We start from the raw sequence: 16,109 nt of genomic DNA on the forward strand, positions 1-16,109 counted from the left end.
CAGTAAAGGTGTTGCTGCTCTTGTCGCCATCGCTGTCGGTGGCGGTGTAGCCGAAGGTCAACGACAGGTTGTTCTCGTTATTGCCAGCCGCATGATCCAGCGGCTTGACCAGCGTGAAGTCATAGCTGCCGTTGGCAATATCCGAGACCGAGGCGTAGAACACCACATTGGACGAGCCCTGGCCCGTCACGGCCGTCGGGGCGGTCTCGCCGGTATAGCCGACCAGGACGCCGTTGATCAGGACGGTCGAGACCGTCAGGCCAAGCGAGGTCAGGGCTGTGCTGCTGGCGCCGGAAACTGCGACAATGGTATCGGTGAAGGCAACCGAGCGATCGTTCAGGCCGCCGGCATTGGCGCTGTCGGCACCCCAGTTGATGTTCAGCGAAACGCCCGACACGCCAGCGGATAAATCGTCGGCTTCGTTGTTGCCGCCGTTGACCGCTTCGTCCTCGACCGTCGAGGCCGTGCCAGCGTTGGCAACCGGAACATCATCAACGATGTTGACAGTAAAGGTGTTGCTGCTCTTGTCGCCATCGCTGTCGGTGGCGGTGTAGCCGAAGGTCAGCGACAGGTTGTTCTCGTTATTGCCAGCCGCATGATCGAGCGGCTTGACCAGCGTGAAGTCATAGCTGCCGTTGGCAATATCCGAGACCGAGGCGTAGAACACCACATTGGACGAGCCCTGGCCCGTCACGGCCGTCGGGGCGGTCTCGCCGGTATAGCCGACCAGGACGCCGTCAATCAGTACGGTCTTGACCACCAGACCAAGCGAAGTCAAAGCTGTGCTGCTGGCGCCGGAGACGGCAACCGCGGCATTGGTGAAGGCAACCGAACGGTCGTTGGTACCGCCCAGATTGGCGTTGTCAGAACCCCAGTTGATGTTCAGCGAAACGCCGGAGACGCCGGCCGACAGAAGGTCACCCGGCTCGTTGTTGCCGCCGTTGACCGCTTCGTCCTCGACCGTCGAGGCCGTGCCAGCGTTGGCAACCGGAACATCATCAACGATGTTGACAGTAAAGGTGTTGCTGCTCTTGTCGCCATCGCTGTCGGTGGCGGTGTAGCCGAAGGTCAGCGACAGGTTGTTCTCGTTATTGCCAGCCGCATGATCGAGCGGCTTGACCAGCGTGAAGTCATAGCTGCCGTTGGCAATATCCGAGACCGAGGCGTAGAACACCACATTGGACGAGCCCTGGCCCGTCACGGCCGTCGGGGCGGTCTCGCCGGTATAGCCGACCAGGACGCCGTTGATCAGGACGGTCGAGACCGTCAGGCCAAGCGAGGTCAGGGCTGTGCTGCTGGCGCCGGAAACTGCGACAGTGGTATCGGTGAAGGCAACCGAGCGATCGTTCAGGCCGCCGGCATTGGCGCTGTCGGCACCCCAGTTGATGTTCAGCGAAACGCCCGACACGCCAGCGGATAAATCGTCGGCTTCGTTGTTGCCACCATTGACCGCTTCGTCCTCGACCGTCGAGCCCGTGCCCGCGTTGGCAACCGGACCGTCATCGCGGATATCGATCGATGCGTTGCCGATGACGGTGTCGCCATCCTTGTCGGTGACAGTGTAGGTAAACTGCAGGCGCAGGAGATCATCGGCGCCGCTCTGGCCCTGATCCGGATGATCGAGAGCATACAGCTGCTCGAAGGTGAAGGCGCCGGTCGCGGTGTTGGTGACCGTCAGCGTGAACACGACGGCGCCACCGGCGGTGCCGGTGAGTGTCAGGCCATCTGCCGAGACTGTGACGACGACGGCGGCGCCGCCCGATGTCAGCGCGGTGGCGAAACCTGTCTGCGTGGGCTCATCGATATTCAGCGTGTTGACATAGGCGATCGACGCAATCTGGCCGGTGTCGGCGCCGGGTACGAAACCGAAAATCCCGTCGATGGTCTGGTTTTCGAACGTACCATCGGCATTTGCCGTTTCAGTAACGAAGCTCAAAGCGGTTTCGGTGATGATCGGGGTGTCATCGAACAGCAGACCGTTGCCATCGCCGTTCGGATCACCGAATTCGGTATTTCCCAGAAGATCGGCCAGAGGACCGGCTTCCGGGGTGCTCTGCTGCAGCGAATCCTCGAAATTGCCGCCTGAGCTCTGCGGGCCGGAGCTTGTGGCCGAATAGGAACCGTCGGGACCGGCAGCGACGTTGACGCCATCCTGTTCGAGAACAGCAAGAAGGACCTGCTGGGGAACCTCGACTTCACCAATAAGGAATGTCGGGATGCGAAGCGCGCCGTTGATGATGGTCACTTCCGTGCCGTCTGCCTGCACCAAAATGAGATTGGCGCCCTCGACGCGAATTTCATCGACCGTCACATTGGCCGGGAGACGCGCGATGTTGTTCTGATCCGGCACGATCTCCTTCGGCCGTTCGTCAACTGCGGCGGCTTCAGCAGGCAGCCGGTGCGACTTGGCGGACGCGCCATCATCCGTCGCCTGGGCCATTTCAATATCAGTGGCTTGCCGGCCATCGTCCTGAAATTCCGACGAGAACTCGGTCACGGCCTGATCAGCATCGATGGCGGAAACATTCAAATCTTCAATAGACATAATGGCAAACCTCTCACAGAAACATGATCGCACTCAAATACCTGAGGCTCGCCGAACGCAATACTTCCTTAACTATGGAGACATATTCGGTTATGCACCTCCCCAAAAAAGGACAAGACTTGGTTAACTTTAGCGGCAGGAGAAACATCGCAGAACAGCTGCTGTATTCGGGTGGCCGGCCATAGAAACGCCGATGCCGGGCATGTCTTGCCGGGCCGGCACGCGGACGCTTTTGGGCGAGCGGACAGCAACAAGCGGCCTGCGGAACGATCCACACGCCGGCAGCAGCGCGTAGACGGCGCCAGATATGTTTGTTTGATATGCAGGCCTTACTTAGCCGCGAAGCATCGCAACGAGCGGCAGCTCGGCCGGTCAGTTCTTGACGGGAGCCGGTCCTGACATCCGCTCGAGCCTGCCATTGCTGATGACATGCGGTGTCAGCTTGCGCTCGGCCTGACCGGACGCAGTCAGGCGGAACAGGCCGGTTATGCCGGTAAAGCCGGCTTTTCGGGTCAGAAGCTCAGGCGTTAGCCCTGCTGGCCCCTTTGCCCGGATGATCCCGGATGCGAGCGCGACCGCATCATATCCGTAGGCTGCAGCCGCCGACAGCGGGCGGCCATAGCGGCGGTTATAACGCTCGGCGATCAAGGTGCGGTTTTCGCGATCAACCGAAGCAATCATGACGCCCGTTACACTAGGGGCCGATAGAACCTCCTCGGGCCAGCCGCTGGTGCCGATGAACGCCATTTTTGGCGGTGCGCCGGATGTTTTTACGGCAGAGACTAGTCCGGCAACAGTGCTGGTATTGCCAAGCACGAGGACCGCATCGGCACTTTTCAACACAGCCTGCGCGCCCAACGCCGCTTCGGATACACCGGCGCTGCTGGCGACGTACCGCGGCGATGCCAGAACTGTGCCGCCCGCAGCACTCGCGGCTGACAGTATTCCGGCCTCATAGCCTGCCGGATAGTCCGACGGTACAAAGACGACAAACTTGCGGCGTCCATTTGCGGCCGCAGCCTTCAAACCTGCAATTGCACTATCGACTTCATCGGAAGCGAAACTGAAGACGCCGCCGGAAGCGCTCACCTGGCGTCCGACATTGATGAGCAACGGCCGCTGATCGGCTGGCATGGCAGCGATGGCGGATGTCACGTTGCTCGGCGCATAGCTGACGAGAACAACGGAACCGCGGGCCTTGGCGGCGGCCGCTTCCGAAACGCCGGTTGCAGCGCCCTTGGACACGTCGGCCACCCGGGCATGCACCATGTCCTCGCCGAGTTCACCGATCGCAAGCGCTGCGCCATCGCGGACATCACGCGCCTCACCCATGACATAACCGGCCGGCGCTTTCGCCAGGATGAGCGTGATCTCGGCACCCTTGTCGCCGAAGGCTTCGGTAACGGACGTCGACGGCGGTGGCTTCAGGTCATTCTTTCCCTTGACGCCACCCAGGCTGTCGACTTCGGACTGACATGAGGCAAGCGCCAGCACCATACCCGAAGCCAGAACGAGCCTGGAGAGGCGGCCGCTGATGGATTTCCGCGGGAGAGATAGAAAATCCGCCGGACCGGTCCGGATATCAGAAGCATTTCCAGACTGCGCCTTCAGGCAAGGACTCAGACGTCCGGCGCCCAGCAGGATGCCGGCGATCCACGATCCACGCATTTTCAGCAAAGCTCTCTCCCCAACGCATGCAGTCAAGTTTCGGTTTTACCGATTTTCTTTTCCGCAGAATAAAGCCGACTGCGAGCAACGCCGCTGATTGATAGAACATTAAAAAATTCTTTCAATGTCTTTTCTCATTCGACGTTTTATTTTTATCCAAGGTTATCTACGCCTCCTCACGGTAATTTTATCGATCCGTCCTAATGTTTCTCCAACCGCCGGAGAACGTGGACAAATGAAAAAACAAATCAAAAACTATATCGCTGCCATTGCCTTCGCTACCACTGCAATTCCAAGCTATTCCTTGGCAAATTCAACAAGCGTAGTCGAAAATAAAAATTTTGAACAAAATTTTACTTACTTTCCCTCATTGTCGCTTCTTCCGGCAACAATCTTTTATTCTGCCATTGCGTTAAAGCAGCAGATCACCACGCTGTATTTCGCACCGGCTGAAGTGCGGACAACAACCGTGGACGCCAACATCCAGACCGGCGCGATCCCGGCCAAACTGGCCGATCCCGCAGCCGTTCGTTCCAAACAAACCAAAGGCACCAGCCCAACCGCGTCGAAAGCGGTGTTCGGCACCGTCGCTTTTCCATTGAAGCGCCTTGGCGCACTGAAGAAGTTTGCGCCGTCTTTGAGCCAGATAAAGGATGGTTCGGAATGGAACTGCGCGGCAGGGAACTGCAACGCGGCGGCGCTTGCGATCAAGGCCTCCTATTCCCGCGTCGCTCAGGCTTCCTTGCGCGACAAGTTGAACGATATCAATGCGACGGTAAACGGCTCGATCCGCTATAGCCGCGACGCCGATACCTACCGGACGGTGGACAATTGGGCCAAACCCAGCGAGACGCTGAAGCGCCAGACCGGTGATTGCGAGGATTTTGCCATTCTGAAGATGGCGGCTTTACATGCCAGCGGCATCAGCCTGGAAGATATGGCCATCGTCGTTCTCTACGATCAGAAACGCCGCTTCTATCACGCCATTCTCTCGGTTTCGGCTGGCGACAGATATTACATACTCGACAATATGCGTAACGCTGTCCTAAGCGACGATCAACTTGTGGACTATGTGCCGCTCTACTCGATCCTCAATGGCCGCGGCTATTTTCATGGCCTACCGGTATCGCGGTCGAAGCAGATGGCGGGCAATGTGCTGCCATTCGAAAAAGTAGCGCCCGGGGAGGGCTCGCCTCTCTAAGAGTGTCACTGCGACCTGATGGGTGCGCCCGTTCACACTCTTGATCGAATATAAAAAAGCCCGCCATCCGTTTGAGATGACGGGCTTGGACACCAAACATATATTGACCCTGAAAAGCCCCTCAATACAAAAAGTCAAAAACGCTTCCGCTTTAAAATGCTGTTCCGGTTTCGGCCAAGGTAACAACATAAGAAAATTAGCATTGGCTTAATAACAAGTCGAGTCACGTTTTTCGGGCATGTGAAAGGCGGCGTGAATGCTGGCGAGGGCTTCCTGTTGGCCAGAGAAACAAGCCCCGTTACCCGGCCCTTGTCGTCGCCAAGCCTTTCCGAGACCTCTTCTGTAGCGAAGTGTTGCACTGGGACCTTTTTGCTACAGAAAAAGATGGCTGTTGTTGAGGGAACAGAACGCCTGTGCGTCAAAACACGCCATCTGCAGACGAAATTGTGGGTATCAATCGGCCGAAAAATCTGTCAAAGCCCCCTCGTCCGCAAGGACCGGACGCGGCTGCTATTAACTTTAGAATAGGGCCGGGCGGGCAGATTGACGTCTCTCTCGCTGCCACGAAAAGACGTGGCCGTCCATTTTGCGATCCAGCCGACCCGCCACGCGCAAGGATCAGGGCCTATCGTACCACTCCACCCTTCCACGGGTCACTTGGAACATGAGACATGGACGGGCAAGGACTTGCCGCCGCCAGGGCGGCATTCGAACGGGCAGACTATCTGGAAACCCTGGCGCTTGTCAGCCCGATGCTTGGCGCGAACGCAGATGCGGCGCCACTGATCCTTCTTGGCGAAGCGCTCGAAAAACTCGGCCTTCCTGCTGACGCAGCTGACGCTTTCGAACAGGCCGCGCAACATGCCGGCAATGGCTCCGCACTGTTGCTCAACCGCGCTGCAAACCTATATTTCGATGCCGGCGATGATGATCGTGCGCAACTGATCGGCATCCGGCTGCTGGACGTCATCCCCAACGACGGTACGCTTGCCTACATGCTGGCACGCTCATTCCGGCGCACCGGTGACATCGAGCTCATCGATCTGGTCAAGCAGAGCCTGGCAAACAGCGACGAGACCAGCCATCTGAAACTTGCCGGTGAAATCCTAAACGGGGACGAGCGAAACCCGCTGGCCCTTCAGGTATTCGGCAAGCTCGCGGCGCTCTTTCCCGGTGATCCCTACACGCAGTTCAAATTCATGTCCGTGGCGCGCGATTTCTGCGATTTTGCAGCGATCGAAAAACTGGAAATGACGTTGAGTGGCCAGATTGCCACCGGTGACCTTTCCGCGCTTGAGGGTGAAACCGCCTATTCCAATCTTCTGCGCTGCGGCGACGAGCGGCTGAACCGGCTGGCCACGAACAATCCCGGCCTGATGGCAGCGCCATCACCTGCCGCCAGCCGGCAAAGATGGATGCGGCAGCACGCCTGGGGCGAGCGGATACGGATCGGCTACCTCTCCAGCGACTTCTGGAGCGAGCACGCGACCATGCGACTTCTGAAAAGCGTGCTGGAAGCGCATGACGAAAACCGTTTCGATGTCACCCTCTTCTGCTACACACCGGAACGCCATGTCTCCGCCGATGCCAACAACCGGGCGCGATGGGGCCGCATTGTCTCTCTGCTCGGCACGACCGATGCGCAGGCCGCCTACATCATCCGGCAGCAGAACATCGATATTCTTGTCGACCTGAAGGGGCATACCGGCGGATCGCGCTCAAACATTCTCAACCAGATGGTTGCCCCGGTGCAGGTGGCCTGGCTCGGTTTTCCGGGCAGCGCTGCGAATGTCGATTGCGACTATGTCATCGGCGACCGGATCGTGCTGCCGAATGGCGCCCGGCTGAGTTATCACGAGAAGATCTGCCAGCTGCCGGAAAGCTACCAGCCGAACGACCCGGTCCACCGGGTTTTGCCGCCTGCAGCGGCGCGCCAGGCGCTCGGCCTGCCGGCGGACCGCTTCGTGTTCGCCGCCTTCAATGCCGCACGCAAGATCTCGCTTGACGCCCTCGACCGCTGGGCGGAGATTCTTCGCCGCTCCAGCCGCTCCGTCCTCTGGGTGATGATCGACGGAGATCTGGCGCGCAGCAACTTTCTCGCGGCTTTCGCCAAACGCGGCGTTGCAGCGGACCGGATCATCTTCGCTTCGGCGACCGGCTATGATGCCCATATCGCCCGGCTGCAGGCTGCCGATATGGGGCTGGATACTTTTCCCTATAACGGTCACACCACCACGTCGGACAAACTCTGGGCGGGCCTGCCGGTCGTGACCGTCAAGGGGAGCAACTTCGCCTCCCGGGTTTCCGAAAGCCTGTTGACGGCGCTTGGTCTGCCAGAGCTTGTGGCCGAAACGCCCAGCGCCTTTGTTGATCTTGCCGTCGCATTGTCGGAACATCCGCAGCGGGTTGGCGAGTTGAAACGAACCATCGCCCGCAACAGGTTCCTGGCACCGCTGTTTGATGCTGAACGGTTCTGCCGCCACCTGGAAAGCGGATACGAAATGATGGCCGAACGGGCCAAGGCAAAACTGCCGCCGGATCATCTCAAGGTCCCCGGACAGCCTGCGCGATCGGAACCGTTTTCGGCGCGCACTGCCGCAAATGTTCCGGCCTGAATGCCGATTGTGGGTACAGGATGCCGCAATTGATGCTAAAGGCAATGACGGGATCAGCGACACGGCGCACTCGACCGCCAAGCTGAAGACCACCAAAAACCTGACACAACGGCCATCACCGGCTTTGCCGGCGCCAGTTCCTTGAAAGGGCCATCCATGGCCGCGAAATTCATCATTATCCCCTATCGCAAGGCGCGCGGCGGGATGACCCCCGGCGAAATGCGCCAGGCATCCAGTGCCGCCAGCGCCGAGAAAATCGCTGCGGCCATGGCCGATCGATTTGCCGGCGTCGCGGCCTATGCCGTTGAGGTGGATGAGGAAACAGGCGACATGACCAGCCCGCGCCTATTGGCAAAATTCGGGGAAATCGCGGAACTTCCCTCATCTTAAATCTCCACTGTGGCTGGTTTGGCGGCCATAACAGTCTTTTCGAGGAACATTCGTCCTGTAGCGACGTTTAGTTGGCAGTTGCCTTCAACGTTTGCTGGCACAGGCACCATTTCTCGAAAGGATATGAACGCCATGAATCAACGTTTTGACCCCAGTGAAAACCGCAACGTGAATCCTGCAGCATGGCCCGCCGAACAAGCAGGTCCGCCTATCGATCCGGTGACAGGAACGCCGGTGAACGATCCGTTGGCCAACCAGCGGCGCGTCGAAGAGATAGAACCGCGCAAGTCGCGCTCAAGCTGGCCGTTACTGCTCATTCTGCTCGCAGGTCTGGTTCTGGCCCTGCTCGTCTGGCTGCCGGCGGAAATGTCTTCCAATCAGCCTGCGGACACGGCAACACCGCCCGCGACCACCGGTGAGACAGCAACGCCACCAGCCGATAACAGCATGACACCCGGTACAGCCACGCCGGAAACCAGTGTTACTCCCGGCACGACGACCACGCCGAATGCAACACCGGCAACCCCGGATACGCAGACCCCGGCTACGGGTACCGATACGCAGACACCGGCCACCGGCACTGCACCCCAAAACTAATCTGCACACCATCTTCAGAAATGGCGGATCCGCTCAACGGATCCGCCATTTTTCGTGTTCGCTTTCGCAAATGATGCGGATCGATGGATGCGAATGAACCAAATGCCTCGTCATCCGTTTCTGTCGTGATCTACCAGAACGAGGACATGACGATGATCGACAAGACACCAAAGAGCACCGGACGCGAGGAAGACTACCGCGACTACGAGGAGCGCGACATTGATGAAGGCTGGCCCTATGCCGACGGCACTCCGGGATCGGAGAAGAAGGTTGGAAACAGCTCCTATGGGCAGGGGGGCGACAACTTCGATGAGGCGGGCAATCCCGGATTCCAGCGCAGCAATAATCCTGCAATCGAGAGCGAGAATGGTCCCGACCTTTTCGGCGACGAGACTGAGGCGGATGTCGATGACGATGCCCTGGAAGATATAATTGCCAATGTTCTTGAAGACAGCGACATCGAAACCTCGGGCGTCGACATCAAGGCACGGCGTGGATCCGTCTGGCTGAAGGGCTCTGTCGATACGGCACACGAACGCCGCAAGATCGAAGTGCTGGTCTATTCGATCCCCGGTGTCGTGAGCATTCGCAACGACCTGGAAACCAGTGGTGCCGATGGCGGCATCCCGGCGGATTGGGACGATTGATCCAGCGGTTTCCGCCTGATTGCTGCTACGCGGACACCGTTCGCCCGGCTTTACGTTCGAGTGCAAATGGGGAGATTCATGCAAGTAGACGGCACCGCTGCGGCCACTAGCGGCGATGAGGCCACCCGGTCAACAGACGAGCCCGCTCCTGCCAAATTTCTGGTCGGCATGGGCCGCGGCGTTGCAGGCGCGCTTCTGTTTGCATTACCGATGCAGATGACGATGGAAATGTGGGAGTTCGGCATTACCATGGAGCGGTGGCGCCTTGCACTGCTGATGGTGATCGCCATTCCGCTGCTGGTTGGTATTTCTCATCGGATCGGTTTCGAAGACACGTTTTCCTGGAAAGACGGGGCTCGCGACGCGATGATTGCCTATGGCATAGGCATTTTCACAAGTGCTGTCACGCTGACGCTGTTTAAATTGCTGATGACAGGTATGCCGGCAGAGGAGATCAGCGGCAAGATCGCCATCCAGGCCATTCCCGCCAGTATCGGCGCATTGCTTGGGCGCAGTCAGCTGGGCAGTGGCAAGGATGACGCGGAAGACGATCCTCAAGCGGGTTACGGCAGCGAACTTTTCATGATGGCGGTGGGCGCCCTGTTTCTCAATCTGAACATGGCGCCGACCGAGGAGATGATCCTGATTTCCTACAAAATGACGCCGTGGCACGCCCTTGCAACAATCATTCTCTCGATCGCGCTGATGCATGCCTTCGTCTATGCCGTTTCTTTCAAGGGCGGCCATGAACTATCCAGCGATACACCATGGTGGCACGCGCTTATCCGGTTCACGTTGCCTGGCTATGCGATCGCCCTGGTGATCAGCCTCTATTCGCTCTGGAGTTTCGAGCGGCTGGATGGCGTATCTTTCACGCCAGCGATGACGGCGATGATCGTCCTTGCCTTTCCCGGCGCAATTGGCGCCGCCGCCGCGCGGCTTATCCTGTGAGAAACAAATACAATGCCTGAAGCGACGAAGGACACAGCAAGCAGCCGCAGGGTCAAGCGTGGTGCGCACTGGATCGAGTGGGCGGTCGGCGGGCTTTGTACCCTGCTGGTCGCGGCATTGATCCTGTGGATCGCTTACCATGCCGTCATCAATTCCGCCGGCGTTCCCGAACTGGATGTCAAGGTCACTCACCAGCAGGCCAACGCGGGCGGCAGCTACACGGTTTCCTTTGTGGTCAGCAATAAAGGGACACGAACGGCAGCCGCAGTCCCGGTCACGGGCACGTTAAAGGATGGGGAAAGGATTATCGAGACGCAGGAGATAACCTTTGACTACGTTCCCGCGCAATCGACGGCAACGGGCACATTGCTGTTCAAGGCCGATCCTGCCGCCTATCAGCTCGACATACACGCGTCAGGTTATGTTGATCCGTGATCATCGTGCAGCCTTGCCTTCTACCGGCCAGCGGCGGGACGGAATGGGGGAAACCGCGTTCCAGCCAAATTGGCTCTGTGACGGGTCTCCCTTGCCAGGCACCCAGAAACTGGCCGGTGGCATCGCGCGCTCTGCCGGTTTCGACAGAAGCGCAATCACCGCGCGTCTTGCTTCCGGTGCGCGGGAAAACAGCCGGCCATCAAGGCTCCAGACGGCATATTTGACGGCGAGGAAGCGGAACCGGTCGCCATCGGGCATGAGTGCGCCCACGGCTTCGCCGTTGAATTCGATCACCTGTTTCTGCATGAAATTCCTCCCGCCACTGCTTGCCGCAGTAGTCTTTTCAATTTCTGCGCATAGCGCAGCCGACCGATCCCTCGCCTTCAGCCATCACAGTAACGGCGGAGTTTGACGTTTGTTCCGGCGTCGAAAAAAATAATCGGGAAAAATGTTGGGAGTGGCCGGGCGCAGGAAGCTTCATATGCGCCCGCGCCCGTTCGGATCAAATCAGATCAGGCCAGGAAACGGTCCGGCCGGAATGGCTTGATATCGATCACGGTCTTCTCGCCCGTCATCTTTTCGGCAAGGGCGCGGCCGGTGACCGGGCCAAGGGTCATGCCGTGATGGGCATGGCCAAAGGCAAACCAAAGGCCTTCATGACGCGGTGCCTTGCCGATGATCGGCATCATGTCCGGCGTGCAAGGGCGCGCCCCCATCCACGGCTCCTCATCGCGGCGCTCAGCCAGCGGAAAGAATTCGCGGGCGACACGCTCTGCCCTCGTCAGCTGAACGGGGGTTTTCGGCGCGTCACGATTGGCAAACTCGGCACCGGTGGTCAACCGAACACCGCGCAGCATCGGCGCCAGGAAGTACCCCTTTTCGGCATCGAGCACCCAGTTGTTCAGCTGCGCGCCCTCCTCCATGCCATAGTGCATATGGTAGCCGCGCTTGACTGCCAGCGGGAAACGATAGCCGAGCTTTCGGGTAACGGTATCCGCCCATGGGCCGAGCGCCACAACCACTTCCTTGGCCTCCAGCGGACCTTCCGGCGTCGCAACGCGCCAGCCTGCACCTTCGAGAATATGCTCAAGCGTCGCAGCGTCACCGGAAACCAGGCGGCCGCCAAGGGACTGGAAATAACTCAGGTAAGCCTTGTTGAGGCTGTGCGGATCGCGGATCGACCACGGATCTGTCCAGCGCAGGCCGCCGGTGAGGTCCGCCCGGATCGATGGCTCCATCACCTTCAACTCACTGCTCGATAGCTTCTGGTGATTGACACCGAACGTGGACGACAGCTTTTCCGCTTCCTTGTAGGCCGCGTCCCGCGCAGCCTCCGTGCGGAAGACCTTCATCCAGCCATCCTTGCGGATGAGATCACCGGCACCGGATGCGTTGATCAGGTCGGCATGTTCGGCGATCGAATTCTCGATCAGCGGCGCATACATCGAAGCGATATTCTGGTGCTGGGTAAAACCCGAATTCCACCAATAACGGATGAGGAACGGCACGAGCCCCGGCAATGCACGGAAATGATAATGCGCGTCGATCGTGTTGTTCAGCGCGTAGCGGAACAGCGCGCCGAAATCATGCGGGAAACCGTAGGGAAAGACGCCCTCGCGCTGGATCAGGCCGGCATTGCCATAGGAGGTTTCCTCGCCGGCGCCGCGGCGGTCGAGAAGGACCACGGACTTACCCCGCCGCGCAAGGTGGATGGCCGTCGACAGGCCGACGATGCCTGCGCCCAAAACAACGACGTCTGTCTTCATGTCCGGTTCCCCCCGCTTATTTCTTCAGTCTGGTCATGATCTGCTCGAGGAACCCAAGCATCAGCGCGGAGACCACGAAAGCAATATGAATGATCGTCGCCCACATCAGCTGCTCGCTGGTGTAGTTCTGCACATTCAGGAAAATCTGCAGCAGATGGATGGATGAGATCGCCACGATCGACGACGCGACCTTGATCTTCAGACTGCCGGAATCAAGCTTGCCCAGGAACGACACTTCGGCATCGCCCTCGTCGAAACGGCTGACGAAGTTTTCGTAACCGGAAATCATCACCATGACGATGAGGCTGGCAACGAGAGCCGCATCGATCAGACCAAGCATCGCAAGAATCATGTCGGATTCGTCATAGGTAAAGACCATGATGGCGATCTTGTAGAATTTGTAGACGAAGGACACCGCGTAAAGTGCCAGTGCCGCGACCAGCCCCAGGTAAAAGACCACCAGGAGCCAGCGGCTCGACAGGATGATTCTTTCGACGATGAGTTCCAGCGATTTCATGCTTCGCGCAGCTCCGGCATGTCCGATTGCAGTTCCGATCATGCATAGCCAAGCCAACCCTCTTCGGCAAGGCGCAAGCGGATGCCTCACATTGCCGCGTCCGCTGAACATGGAAAAGGGAGCGATGCTTTTGCATCGCTCCCTTCTCTCACGCATTACCTGAGATGGGATCAGGTTCTGCGCATCAGGCCAGCCACCAGCGAGATGACAAGGAACGCCAGGAACAGGAAGAACAAAATCTGCGCGATACCTGCGGAAGCACCAGCAATACCGCCAAACCCCAGAACACCTGCGATGATGGCAACAACGAGGAAGACGAGAGCGTAGTAAAGCATCGAGAATTCTCCTTTGTTTAAACTTTCGCTGACTAAACGCTGGTGAGGAAATTTTGTTCCGAAGGCCAGAAATCCCGGCCAAGCTGCATCTAAACCATTGATTAACCATGGCAGGAAAGATTGCCCCGATTTGACACGGATTGGCCACAGGTTTCACGGAACATTCCCAACGCGGCTAACGTTGTGAAGGCATATAACCTCATGCGAGATAGTAAAATGACCGTATCAAACACCAATATCTGGAAGTCAGCCGCGTCTGCGGTACGCCGGCCGCACGATTTTCGCGGAAACAACCTGCATATCGGTAAGACGCTGCGCGATTTGTATTTCCCCGGAGATATGCCCAACACCGACGGTGCCTTTTCAGGACTTCTCGCTGAACTCGAAGCGTCAGAGAAAGCTTCCGGTGACAATGACCACTGACGACGACACCCTGCAACAGACAAAAATACAGCGGCCTTGAGCCGCTTTTTTTGTCTAACAACGACCGACAGTCAGAAAACCGGCGCCATTCAGACGCCGGTTTTTTCAAAAAGTTCTAGTTTGGGTTTGACAGGATAATACCGCGCGGGTTTGCCTTGTAGGCCTCTTCGTCATAGGCAGCCTGACTCTCAAGTTGCGCCTTGGTAAAAGGGGAATAAATAGCCATCGTGCCGTTGGTATCGGCCATCACTTGAACGCTTTCGCCGCTCATAGCGACCGGTTTCTCTCCGATGCCGAGAAAGCCACCAACGTCGATGACATAGGCTTCGATTTTCCCGTCTTTGCCGACGATAACATCGCCGATTTCTCCGACCTTGGTGCCGTCAGCAACTTTGACCTCCGTGCCGACGAGTTTATCGGCGCCGATCAAAGCCGGGTCCACCAGTTTCAATTCGTCCGATGGAGTGGAAGCCGTTGTATCCGGATCGACCGGCTGATTGAGATCCGGGTCCGTCATCTGAGGGGTCGTACCGGTTGCCGGCTGCGTCACTCCGGCATTTTCATCAGTGATAACGGGCGGTGCCGACGATGCAGAGTTTTCCGGCAAAGTCGCAGCCGCCCCTTCCATGATGGCTGCCCGCTGAAATTCGGGAGCGGCCTGAAGCTCTTCTTTCGTGGCGGCGACTACAATAATGCGCTGGCCATCCCGGTCAGACCAGGAGACACGGTCGAAGCCGATCGCCACATCCTTTTCGCCGATACCGAGGAAACCGCCGACACCGATCACCATCGCCTCGGCACCACCATCGGCGTTGATCACGACATCGTTGACATCACCAATCGCCTCACCTTGTTCATCGACGCCGGTATAAACGGTTTTACCGAGGACCGAGCTTGCGAGCACCTGCTCCGGGGCGGCCGTGAAATAGCCCGCCAAGCCCTGCTTAGCCTGGGTATTGGCTGTGGAGGCCTGAGCCGGATCAGCCTTGGTGGCAGCATCCTGCGCAAGCGCAACAGAGATTGAGGCGCCGGAAACCAGGAACGCGGCAAGCGCGGTCGTCGCCAGGAGAGTGCGGATCATGTTGTGCTCCTTCATGCAAATTTGAATACGCCAGCCGCACAAGCGGTGACTGTCTACTGGCCGCTAGGGCCTTTTGTGAAACGGCATCATCCAGATTTTGTTCCGTATTTTATCCGCGCTCCGCAGAAGTCGGATATGAAAACGGCACCCGGACGGATCGTCGGGGTGCCGTTTGATGAGTCAAAGACGAACAGCCTCAGTGGCGTGAAGACCACTCATCAACCTGCCGCTCGGCTTCGTCTTTTTCGATGCCGTAGCGGACCTGAATCCGGCCCGCCAATTCCTTGCGGCGGCCGTTGATAACGTCCAGGTCATCGTCGGTCAGCTTGCCCCACTGGGTCTGCGCCTTGCCGCGATATTCGGTCCACTTGCCTTCGATCATATCCCAATTCATGACAATCTCCTTCTTTGGGTGTTGAGAAACGGTGCTTCCGCTGCAATGTTCCGGCAGTTATGGCGATCAATTGCTCAAAATCGCCTTGCGATCTGCCTTCAGTGCAACGACCATGGGGGGAGCGGGATCATCGAATGTCACCTGTACGTCCAGTTCGTTCGCAGGCGTGATGTCCCAGGTTATCGTTGCATCCTCAAGGTAGAGGGCGGGATCGATTTCAGCGCATTTGCCGTAGACAATCTTGTATCTGCCCCCGACGTCTTTGATCGACGGCTGTAGCAGTTGCTGGCATTCTTCGGCAGTTTCAAACCCGACGGCCGGCGCGGGCAATTCCTTGCATTCGAGATTGCCCTGGCTGCACCCGACAAGCATCATGATCGCTGCGATATGTTCCATCCTCGTGCTCCCTGCACAATGATTGATGTGCCAGATGAACGGGGAAACGCGGCAAGAAGTTCCATCGGTCTGTTCCGGGGACCTTTTACGCTGAATGGCGTTCTGCCAAGGCGTCAAAGAATGCCGGCAATGTTGCGCACCCCGTCAC

At 58.3% G+C, this 16,109-nt stretch carries 17 protein-coding genes; 8 read left to right on the forward strand and 9 right to left on the reverse strand.

Annotated elements, in window-relative coordinates; all coding sequences use genetic code 11:
- Both ACP7E0_RS05935 and ACP7E0_RS05940 read right to left on the reverse strand, forming a co-directional pair.
- Window positions 1-2,545 (reverse strand): DUF5801 repeats-in-toxin domain-containing protein (locus ACP7E0_RS05935; protein WP_426123624.1); only part of this gene is annotated, 2,545 nt, incomplete at its 3' end.
- A gap of 372 nt (window positions 2,546-2,917) precedes the next feature.
- Window positions 2,918-4,213 (reverse strand): ABC transporter substrate-binding protein, encoded by a 1,296-nt coding sequence (locus tag ACP7E0_RS05940; protein WP_426124107.1) that lies wholly within the window; start codon window positions 4,211-4,213, stop codon window positions 2,918-2,920.
- Window positions 4,214-4,448: 235 nt separating this feature from the next.
- Here ACP7E0_RS05940 and ACP7E0_RS05945 point away from each other — a divergent pair, with 235 nt between their 5' ends.
- From ACP7E0_RS05945 to ACP7E0_RS05975, 7 genes are all read left to right on the forward strand, one after another.
- Window positions 4,449-5,414 (forward strand): transglutaminase-like cysteine peptidase, encoded by a 966-nt coding sequence (locus ACP7E0_RS05945; RefSeq protein ID WP_426123625.1) that lies wholly within the window; start codon window positions 4,449-4,451, stop codon window positions 5,412-5,414.
- Between the two features lie 671 nt (window positions 5,415-6,085).
- Window positions 6,086-8,029: a glycosyl transferase gene (locus ACP7E0_RS05950; RefSeq protein WP_426123626.1), complete on the forward strand. Its 1,944-nt coding sequence runs from the start codon at window positions 6,086-6,088 to the stop codon at window positions 8,027-8,029.
- Between the two features lie 156 nt (window positions 8,030-8,185).
- A complete protein-coding gene (locus tag ACP7E0_RS05955; RefSeq protein WP_426123628.1) occupies window positions 8,186-8,419 on the forward strand; it encodes a hypothetical protein in 234 nt (77 codons plus the stop codon).
- Between the two features lie 132 nt (window positions 8,420-8,551).
- Window positions 8,552-9,016 (forward strand): hypothetical protein, encoded by a 465-nt coding sequence (locus ACP7E0_RS05960; RefSeq protein WP_426123629.1) that lies wholly within the window; start codon window positions 8,552-8,554, stop codon window positions 9,014-9,016.
- Between the two features lie 83 nt (window positions 9,017-9,099).
- Window positions 9,100-9,663 carry a BON domain-containing protein gene (locus tag ACP7E0_RS05965; RefSeq protein ID WP_426123630.1) on the forward strand — a complete coding sequence of 188 codons (564 nt, stop codon included), beginning with the start codon at window positions 9,100-9,102 and terminating at the stop codon, window positions 9,661-9,663.
- A 78-nt stretch (window positions 9,664-9,741) separates the two neighbouring features.
- Window positions 9,742-10,614: a TIGR02587 family membrane protein gene (locus ACP7E0_RS05970; RefSeq protein ID WP_426123631.1), complete on the forward strand. Its 873-nt coding sequence runs from the start codon at window positions 9,742-9,744 to the stop codon at window positions 10,612-10,614.
- 12 nt (window positions 10,615-10,626) lie between these two features.
- On the forward strand, window positions 10,627-11,049 hold the full coding sequence (locus ACP7E0_RS05975) for a TIGR02588 family protein (protein ID WP_426123633.1): 423 nt from the start codon (window positions 10,627-10,629) through the stop codon (window positions 11,047-11,049).
- On the opposite strand, the gene ACP7E0_RS05980 is transcribed toward ACP7E0_RS05975, so the two are convergent.
- The 4 genes from ACP7E0_RS05980 to ACP7E0_RS05995 all read right to left on the reverse strand — a co-directional run bounded on the left by ACP7E0_RS05980 (window position 11,050) and on the right by ACP7E0_RS05995 (window position 13,667).
- Entirely contained in the window at window positions 11,050-11,355 is a 306-nt protein-coding gene (locus ACP7E0_RS05980) for a hypothetical protein (protein ID WP_426123635.1), read from the reverse strand.
- Window positions 11,356-11,561: 206 nt separating this feature from the next.
- Window positions 11,562-12,815: an NAD(P)/FAD-dependent oxidoreductase gene (locus ACP7E0_RS05985; protein WP_426123637.1), complete on the reverse strand. Its 1,254-nt coding sequence runs from the start codon at window positions 12,813-12,815 to the stop codon at window positions 11,562-11,564.
- Between the two features lie 16 nt (window positions 12,816-12,831).
- Complete coding sequence (locus tag ACP7E0_RS05990) at window positions 12,832-13,332, reverse strand: TIGR00645 family protein (protein ID WP_426123639.1); 501 nt, start codon at window positions 13,330-13,332, stop codon at window positions 12,832-12,834.
- 170 nt (window positions 13,333-13,502) lie between these two features.
- On the reverse strand, window positions 13,503-13,667 hold the full coding sequence (locus tag ACP7E0_RS05995; RefSeq protein WP_037105882.1) for a DUF1328 domain-containing protein: 165 nt from the start codon (window positions 13,665-13,667) through the stop codon (window positions 13,503-13,505).
- 216 nt (window positions 13,668-13,883) lie between these two features.
- Here ACP7E0_RS05995 and ACP7E0_RS06000 point away from each other — a divergent pair, with 216 nt between their 5' ends.
- A complete protein-coding gene (locus ACP7E0_RS06000) occupies window positions 13,884-14,090 on the forward strand; it encodes a hypothetical protein (RefSeq protein WP_426123641.1) in 207 nt (68 codons plus the stop codon).
- 115 nt (window positions 14,091-14,205) lie between these two features.
- Here the strand turns inward: ACP7E0_RS06000 and ACP7E0_RS06005 are convergent, their stop codons facing one another.
- The 3 genes from ACP7E0_RS06005 to ACP7E0_RS06015 form a co-directional block, all read right to left on the reverse strand.
- Window positions 14,206-15,171 carry a PRC-barrel domain-containing protein gene (locus ACP7E0_RS06005; protein WP_426123642.1) on the reverse strand — a complete coding sequence of 322 codons (966 nt, stop codon included), beginning with the start codon at window positions 15,169-15,171 and terminating at the stop codon, window positions 14,206-14,208.
- 196 nt (window positions 15,172-15,367) lie between these two features.
- On the reverse strand, window positions 15,368-15,565 hold the full coding sequence (locus ACP7E0_RS06010) for a CsbD family protein (RefSeq protein ID WP_426123644.1): 198 nt from the start codon (window positions 15,563-15,565) through the stop codon (window positions 15,368-15,370).
- Window positions 15,566-15,631: 66 nt separating this feature from the next.
- Complete coding sequence (locus ACP7E0_RS06015) at window positions 15,632-15,961, reverse strand: hypothetical protein (protein WP_426123646.1); 330 nt, start codon at window positions 15,959-15,961, stop codon at window positions 15,632-15,634.
- Between the last annotated feature and the right edge of the window lie 148 nt (window positions 15,962-16,109).

Origin of the sequence: Pararhizobium sp. PWRC1-1, assembly GCF_049897905.1 — a bacterium.
Taxonomy (GTDB): Bacteria; Pseudomonadota; Alphaproteobacteria; order Rhizobiales; family Rhizobiaceae; genus Pararhizobium.